The 7,852-nt window shown below is 74.9% G+C and carries 5 protein-coding genes and 1 pseudogene; 5 read left to right on the top strand and 1 reads right to left on the bottom strand.

Annotated elements, in window-relative coordinates; all coding sequences use genetic code 11:
- From IO40_RS0131085 to egtD, 5 genes are all read left to right on the top strand, one after another.
- On the top strand, positions 1-296 hold a 296-nt coding region (locus IO40_RS0131085), incomplete at its 5' end, for a hypothetical protein (RefSeq protein WP_244190327.1).
- A gap of 170 nt (positions 297-466) precedes the next feature.
- Positions 467-1,870 carry an ergothioneine biosynthesis glutamate--cysteine ligase EgtA gene (gene egtA / locus IO40_RS0131080; RefSeq protein ID WP_016471470.1) on the top strand — a complete coding sequence of 468 codons (1,404 nt, stop codon included), beginning with the start codon at positions 467-469 and terminating at the stop codon, positions 1,868-1,870.
- The gene (gene egtB, locus IO40_RS0131075) at positions 1,867-3,219 is read left to right on the top strand and encodes an ergothioneine biosynthesis protein EgtB (protein ID WP_016471469.1); all 1,353 of its coding nucleotides are present in this window, start codon (positions 1,867-1,869) and stop codon (positions 3,217-3,219) included. The genes egtA and egtB overlap by 4 nt, the downstream gene beginning before the upstream one ends.
- Before the next feature lie 67 nt (positions 3,220-3,286).
- A complete protein-coding gene (egtC, locus tag IO40_RS0131070) occupies positions 3,287-4,033 on the top strand; it encodes an ergothioneine biosynthesis protein EgtC (RefSeq protein ID WP_016471468.1) in 747 nt (248 codons plus the stop codon).
- A 68-nt stretch (positions 4,034-4,101) separates the two neighbouring features.
- Positions 4,102-5,073, top strand: coding sequence for an L-histidine N(alpha)-methyltransferase (egtD, locus tag IO40_RS0131065; protein ID WP_016471467.1), 972 nt, complete (start codon positions 4,102-4,104; stop codon positions 5,071-5,073).
- 22 nt (positions 5,074-5,095) lie between these two features.
- On the opposite strand, the pseudogene IO40_RS39535 reads toward egtD, so the two are convergent.
- Positions 5,096-7,812: pseudogene (locus IO40_RS39535) on the bottom strand (SpoIIE family protein phosphatase).
- Positions 7,813-7,852 lie beyond the last annotated feature (40 nt).

Below are 7,852 nucleotides of genomic sequence, written 5' to 3'. Positions count from 1 at the left end.
ACCCGGACAAGGCTCAATTCGACCTGATCTACGAAGACGCGAAAGCCGGCGTCGCCGAGGCGCGGCAGCGCGTCCTGGACGCCTCCGCCGGCGGCCCCGACAGTCCCCGGCTGGCGGAAGCCCTCGACGAACTGGAGGCCGCGCTGGCGCACCGCGAGGCCGCCCGGCTGCGCACCCGCGACGACGCCTGGCTGCTCACCGCGCTGGGCGCGGCCAACGCCATCGACCCGCAGTACCACGGGGACTCCCGCTCCGTCACCGGCCGGTCCAACGGGGAACAGGGCCCGACCGCCTGACCTTCCCGGCCCGCCGCTGCCCGCCCGGGGCACCGGCCTGGCCGAGAACCGCCCCCCGTGGGGCGTGCGTGCGCCCGGCGGTCTTGAACGGCGGACGGCTTGTCGGTTTCAGTGGAACCGAGGAGCTCACGTCCGGTACCGCATGACCGCTTGGGCCGAGGGGGCGGGCGATGACCGTCATCGAGTCGCACGGGACACGGGAACTGCTGACGGAGGAGGCCGCACTGGCCCGGGTCCGCGGCATCTGCTTCAAGACCGGCCCACCGCGCCGGGTCGGCGTCGAACTGGAATGGCTGGTCCACCCCCACACCGGTACCGCACCGGCGTCGGGGACGGCACCCCCGCACAGGGGTGTGCGGCAGGACGCGGCAGTCGGTGCGGCTGCCCTGGACGCGGCGGTGGCCGAGCTTCGCGGGCTTGAGCTGTCGTCCCTGATCTCCCTCGAACCCGGCGGCCAGGTCGAGTTCAGCTCCCGGCCGGCGGAATCCCTCCCCGCGTGCGTCGAGGCGGTCGGCGCCGATCTGGCCGCCGCCCGGGCCCGGCTCGGCCGGCACGGCATCCGGCTGGTGGGCCGGGGCCTGGACGACCGGGGCGGCACCCGGCTGCTGGACGATCCCCGTTACCGCGCCATGGAGCGCTTCTTCGACCGTACGGGCCCGGCGGGCCGGATCATGATGTGTTCCTCCGCCTCCGTGCAGGTCTGCCTTGACGCCGGTACCCCGGGGCCCGGCCCGTTCGGACTGCGGCGACGCTGGTTCCTCGCACATGTGCTGGGCGCGGTGCTGTTGGCCGCCTTCGCCAATTCGCCGCTGCGGGAGGGCACCTGGGCCGGCTGGCGATCGGGACGGCAGGCCGTGTGGGCGGCCCTGGACGGCTACCGCAATCTGGCCCCGGCACCGGTGGGCCGGGGCGACCCGCGCACCCTGTGGGCCCGGCACGCGCTGGACGCCCCGGTGCTGTGCGTCCGCTCCCCCGACGGCCCCTGGACGGTGCCCGCGGACGGGATGACCTTCCGCCAGTGGGTCCGGCGCTGGTCCGCGCCGCCCCGGCCGGGCGGCGTACGGCGTCCCCCTGGGCCGGGCGGCGGCAGGCCGCCGCGTCTGACGGACCTCGACTACCACCTCACGACCCTCTTCCCGCCCGTACGTCCACGGGGGCATCTGGAGCTGCGGATGATCGACGCACAGCCGGGCGACGACGGCTGGATCGTGCCGCTGGCCGTGGCGACCGCGCTGTTCGACGACGCGGTCGCCAGCGAGACCGCCTACCGGGCCGTGCGTCCGCTGGCCGCCCTGGGCGGCGCCGGGCGGGCCCCGCGCAACACGCTGTGGGAACGTGCGGCCAGGAGCGGGCTGAGCGACCCGGAGCTGCGCGCGGCGGCGGGGGCGTGTTTCGCCGCCGCCCGCGAGGCACTGCCCCGGCTGGGTGCGGGCCGGTCGGTGGTGACGGCCGTCGAGGAGTTCACGGCCCGCTATGTGGCACAGGGCCGCTGCCCGGCCGACGACACCCTCGACGCGGACTGCCCGGCCCCGCCCCCTGTTCCGGCAGCCGTGGGAAAGGAGGGCACCCGATGACCGCCGGCAGCACGTACGACGCCGCCCGGCTGCGCGCCCGCGCGCTGGAGGCTCTCACCTCGGCACGCGACCGCACCCTCGGCCTGGCGGACTGTGTGGCGGACGGGGAGCTGACGGCCCAGCACTCGCCCCTGATGTCCCCGCTGGTGTGGGACATGGCCCACATCGCGAACCAGGAGGAGCAGTGGCTGCTGCGGGCGGCCGGCGGCCAGGCGGCGATCCGCCCGGAGGTGGACACGCTGTACGACGCCTTCGAGCACCCCCGCGCCGAGCGCCCCTCCCTCCCGCTGCTGCCCCCTGATGAGGCCCGGGGCTATCTGGCGCAGGTGCGCGGACGGGTTCTCGGCGTACTGGAACGGACGCGGTTCACGGGGTCGGGGCCGGGGGCGGGGCGGCTGCTGAGGGACGGTTTCGCGTTCGGGATGATCGCCCAGCACGAGCAGCAGCACGCCGAGACCATGCTGATCACCCATCAGCTGCGCCGCGGCCCGGCGGCGCTGACCGCTTCCCCGCCACCGCCGGCCCCCGCCGACGTGGCCGCGCTGCCCGCCGAGGTGCTGGTGCCGGCGGGTCCGTTCACCATGGGCACCGACGACGATCCGTGGGCGCTGGACAACGAACGCCCCGCCCACCGCCGCGAGCTGCCGGCCTTCCTCATCGACACGGTGCCGGTCAGCAACGGCGCCTACCTGCGGTTCATCGAGGACGGGGGCTACCGCCGGCCGCACTGGTGGCACCCGGAAGGCTGGGAGCAGGTGAACCGCCACGGCTGGCGGGCCCCGCTGTTCTGGCACAGGGACGGGGCGGGCGGCTGGTGGCGGCGCCGGTTCGGGGTGCGCGAGCCGGTGCCCGAGAACGAGCCGGTGTGCCACGTGAGCTGGTACGAAGCCGATGCGTACGCGCGGTGGGCGGGCCGGCGGCTGCCGTCGGAGGCCGAATGGGAGAAGGCGGCCCGCCTCGATCCGGCGACCGGACGCAGCCGCCGCTTCCCCTGGGGCGAGCAGGAGCCCGGCCCGCACCACGCCAATGTGGGGCAGCGCCATCTGGGCCCCGCCCCGGTGGGCGCTTTCCCGGCGGGCGCCTCGGCGGTGGGGGCGCGGCAGCTGCTGGGGGACGTGTGGGAGTGGACGGCGAGCGACTTCCTCCCCTACCCCGGTTTCCGCGCCTTCCCCTACCGCGAGTACTCCGAGGTCTTCTTCGGGTCCGCGCACAAGGTGCTGCGGGGCGGGGGTTTCGGGGTGGGAACCGTGGTGGCCCGGGCGACGTTCCGCAATTGGGACTACCCGGTACGCCGCCAGATCTTCTCGGGTTTCCGGACGGCCCGCTCGCTCCGCCGGGAGGAGACGTGAGGGCCGCTGTGCCGGGCCGCGGCACGATGGGCGCGGCCCGGCACGGTAGCGCGGGGGCCGGCCGCTGATGTGCCGGCACCTGGCGTACCTCGGTCCGCCCTGTCCGCTGGGCGAGGTGCTGGCGCGGCCGGAGTTCTCCCTCGTACGGCAGTCGTGGGCGCCGCGCCGGCAGGGACACGGCACGGTGAACGCGGACGGTTTCGGCGTCGGCTGGTACGCCCCCGGCGACCCGCGGCCGGCCCGGTACCGGCGCACCGGGCCGGTGTGGGCCGACGTCTCGTTCCCGGACCTGTGCCGGGTGGTGCGCTCGGGCGCCCTGCTGGCGGCGGTACGGGACGCGACCGACGGCTGCGCGGGCGGGGAGGCGGCGGTCGCCCCGTTCGGTGCCGGACGCTGGCTGTTCAGCCACAACGGCGCGGTCACCGGCTGGCCGGCCTCGGTGGCGGCGGTGGCGGAGCGCGTGCTGTCGACGCGGGAGCTGCTGGAGGTGGAGGCCCGCACCGATGCGGCGCTGGTGTGGGCCCTGGTGCTGCACCGGCTGCGGGCCGGCGAGCCGCCGGCCGGGGCCGTGGCCCGGGTGGCGGCCGAGCTGGCCCGGGCGGCGCCGGGCTCCCGGCTCAATTTCCTGGTCACCGACGGCCGGAGCATCGCCGCGACGGCGGCCGGTGAGTCCCTGTGGTACCTGCCGCGTCCCGGGGTGTCGCTGACCGTCGCGTCCGAGCCGTACGACACCGACCCGGAGTGGCGGTCCGTGCCCGAGGGCCATGTGCTCGCCGGGGATTCCGGACACGTCGGGCTGACCGCCCTCGCCTGACCCGCGGGCCGCCGCCCGCCCCTCATCCGCAGTCCGCCGCATGTGCGGTGAAGCGAACGGAGAGACATGTGAGTTCGTCCCGTTTCATCCTGACCCGTGCCCTGCCGCAGGGGGCGACGGCCGCCGCCCTGGCCTCCGATGTGGCCGACGGCTTCGCGGCCGTCCCGAAAGCACTGCCGCCCCGGTGGTTCTACGACGCGCGGGGCAGCGAACTGTTCGAGGAGATCACCACACTGCCCGAGTACTACCCCACCCGCGCGGAGCACCGGATCCTCACCCGGCACGCCGGGGACATCGCCCGGCTGACAGGAGCGCGCACCCTGGTGGAGCTGGGATCGGGCTCGTCGCTCAAGACCCGGCTGCTGCTGGACGCGCTGCCCGGCGGGCTGCTGTACGTGCCGGTGGACGTGAGTGAGAGCGCGCTGGAGGCGGCCGGGCACGCCCTGCTGACCGAGCGCCCCGGGCTGCGGGTGCACGCCGTGGTCGCCGACTTCCAGACACGTCTTCGGCTGCCCGCCTGCCCGGGCCCGCGTCTGGTGGCCTTCCTCGGCGGCACGATCGGCAACCTGCTGCCGCCCGAGCGGGCCGCGTTCCTCGCCGCGCTGCGCGGCCTGCTCGACCCGGATGACGCGCTGCTGCTGGGCACCGATCTGGTGAAGGACCCGCGGGTGCTGGTGGCCGCCTACGACGACGCCCGGGGTGTGACGGCCCGGTTCAACAAGAATCTGCTCCGTGTACTCGCCAGGGAACTGGGCGCGGACTGCGATCCGGACGACTTCGACCATGTGGCGCTCTGGGACGCGGAGCACGAGTGGATCGAGATGCGGCTGCGCGCCCGCTCCGCGCTGAGCGTCAAGGTGCCCGCGCTGAACGCCGGATTCGACTTCCGGCCGGGTGAGGAGCTGCGTACCGAGATCTCGGCCAAGTTCCGCCCCGAGGGGGTGCGGGACGAGCTGACGGCCGGCGGCTGGCGGCAGGCCGGGTGGTGGACGGACCCGGAGGGCAGGTTCGCGCTGAGCCTGGCGTTCCCGCGCGCGTGAGCACACCCACCCTGCGGCGGCCTCAGACGGGTGCGTCGTCCGGGCTGTCGGGCAGGGGAAGCTCCGCCCAGATCGTCTTGCCGTGCGGCCCGTAGCGGGTGCCCCAGTGCTGGGCGAGCTGGGCGATGAGGAAGAGGCCCCGGCCGCCCTCGTCGGCGGAGGTGGCCCGGCGCAGATGCGGGGCCGTGCTGCTGGCGTCGGACACCTCGCACGTCAGATACCGGTCACGCAGCAGGCGGACGGTGACGGGGGGGGCGCGCCGTGGCGGACGGCGTTGGTGATCAGTTCGCTGAGGATCAGCTCGACGGTGAAGGCGGTCTCCCCCAGGCCCCATGCGGTCATCTGACGCACACAGGCCGCCCGTACGGGCGCCACCGCCTCCGGGTCCAGGGGGACGTCCCACTCGGCCACCCGGTCGGGCGGCAGCTTGCTGGTCCGGGCGACGAGCAGGGCGATGTCGTCCCGGTCGCTGAGCGAGCGGTCGGGCAGCAGCGCTTCCAGCGCGGCGGTGCAGGTCTCCTCCGGCGCGTCGTGGACGTGTCCGACGGCGCTGCGGAGCAGGTCGATGCGCTCGTCGAGGTCCCGGTCGCGCATCCGGATGAGTCCGTCGGTGTAGAGCACCAGCCGGCTGCCCTCGGGGAGGGTCACCTCGCGCATCTCGAAGGGTGAGGTGCCCAGCCCGAGCGGGAGGTTGGCGGGTGCCTCCAGGACGGTGGTGGTCCCGTCGGGGTGGGCGAGGACGGGCGGCGGGTGCCCGGCCCGCGCCAGGTGGCAGCGCCCGGAGGTCGGGTCGTAGAGGGCGTAGAGCACGGTGGCACCGGTGACCGGCTCGGTGTCGGCGCCGCGGGTGGGGTCCTGGTCGATGCGGGCGACCAGTTCGTCCAGGTGGGCGAGGAGTTCGTCGGGCGGCAGGTCGAGGGAGGAGAAGTTGTGCACCGCGGTGCGCAGCCTCCCCATGGTGGCGGCGGCGTGCAGCCCGTGGCCGACGACGTCCCCCACCACGAGGGCGACGCGGGCGCCGGGCAGCGGGATCACGTCGAACCAGTCGCCGCCGACTCCGGCCTGTGCGGGCAGGTAGCGGTAGGCGGCGTCGACGGCGTTCTGTTCGGGCAGCCGGCCGGGCAGCAGGCTGCGCTGGAGGGTGACGGCCATGCTGTGTTCCCGCGCGTAGCGCCGGGCGTTGTCGACGCACACCGCCGTGCGGGTGACCAGCTCCTCCGCGGAGGCCAGGTCCTCGGGCTGGAACGGCTGCTGGTCGCGGCGCCAGAAGCCGGCGAGCCCGAAGACGGTGCCCCGGGCCCGCATCGGTACGGTGATCCGCGAGTGGAAACCCGCCGCGAGGATGCGCTCGGCGCGTTCCGGGTCGGTGGCACGCCACTCGTCGGCCGCCGCCAGGTCGGGTTCGAAGACGGTCACCGTCTCCCCCTCGTCGTCGACCGCCACGGGTGGGACGCGGGGGCGGCTGCCGACGTCCTCCAGCGGGTGGGCGCTCCCGGCGGAGCGGAGGGCGACACGGCGGGCGGTGGCGGGGCCGGGCAGTGGTTCCCGGCCGTCGATGACGGGGTCGAGCAGGTCGATGGTGGTCACGTCCGCGAACCGGGGGACCGTCACGTCGGCGAGCTCTTCCGCGGTGCGGACCACGTCGAGGGAGGTGCCGATGCGCAGTCCGGCCGTGTAGAGCAGGTCGAGACGCTGGGCGGCGCCTTCCGCCTGTCCGGCGATCTCACGCAGCTCGGTGGTGTCGCGGAAGGTCGCCACGGTGCCGGCGGGTCCGTCTCCGTGGCCGGTGGGACGCTGGTTGACGGCCAGCAGCCGCTCGCCGACGGCGTGCACCTCGTCGTCGGCCGCACGGCCGGAGGCGAGCAGATCGCCGACGCCCGGGGCGAGGCCGAGCGCGCCCACGTGCCTGCCCAGTGCCTTCTCCGGCAGGCCGAGCAGTCGTTGGGCCTCGTCGTTGGCGAGCAGCAGCCGCCGCTCGCCGTCCAGGACGAGGACCCCTTCACGGACCGCGTGCAGGACCGCGTCGTGGTGTTCGTACATGCGGGTGACCTCGGCCGCGCCCAGGCCGTGCGTCTGGCGGCCGAGCCGCCTGCTGACCAGGGCCGCCCCGCCGCCGGCCAGCAGGAGAGCGATCGCGGCTCCGGCGGTCACCCAGGGCAGTTCGTCGTCCAGTTGTGCCGCGACGGTGGACAGATCGACCCCGGCGGTGACGATGCCGATGACTCGGCCGTCGGCATCGCGGACGGGGACCACGGCACGGGCCGAGTCGGTGGGCTCGCCATGGAATTTCTCCGTGTAGGCCTTTCCGTCCAGCGCCCTGCTGAAGTCGCCGGAGGCGCGGGTGCCGATGAGGTGTGGGGCGGGGTCGGAGAGGCGGACGCCGGCGCGGTCCAGGACGGTGACGAAGTCGACGCCGCAGGCGCGGGTCGCCCGCAAACTCAGCGGCTGCAGTCCCGCGGTGGGATCGGGCGAGCGGAGGGCGGCGGCGGTGGAGGGGGTGGCGGCGACACCGCCCGCGCAGGCGTGTGCCTGTTCGCGGGCGTTGCGGATGTCGGCCTGGTGCGCCCGCCAGGCCAGGATGAGGGTGGCGGCGACGACCAGCAGCAGCAGGATCGCCAGCTGGAGGAGGAACACCTGTCCCGCGACGCTGCGCAGCGCGAACCGGGAGCCGCCCTTGCCGGTCCGGGCGTCCCGTCGCCGGGCGGGCCGTTGAGGCCCGTGCAGCCGCTTCGAAGCCATACGACAATGGTCTACCGCCCTTTGTCCAGGATTGCGGGGA

Source organism: Streptomyces albus subsp. albus (assembly GCF_000725885.1).
Lineage (GTDB): Bacteria > Actinomycetota > Actinomycetes > Streptomycetales > Streptomycetaceae > Streptomyces > Streptomyces albus.
This window is presented reverse-complemented; position numbering and strand designations above follow the sequence as displayed.

Excerpts from the sequence above, each read along its gene's own strand:
- egtB (WP_016471469.1), top strand. The coding sequence starts at position 1,867 with ATGACCGCCGGCAGCACGTACGACGCCGCCCGGCTGCGCGCCCGCGCG.
- egtC (WP_016471468.1), top strand. The coding sequence starts at position 3,287 with ATGTGCCGGCACCTGGCGTACCTCGGTCCGCCCTGTCCGCTGGGCGAG.
- egtA (WP_016471470.1), top strand. The coding sequence starts at position 467 with ATGACCGTCATCGAGTCGCACGGGACACGGGAACTGCTGACGGAGGAG.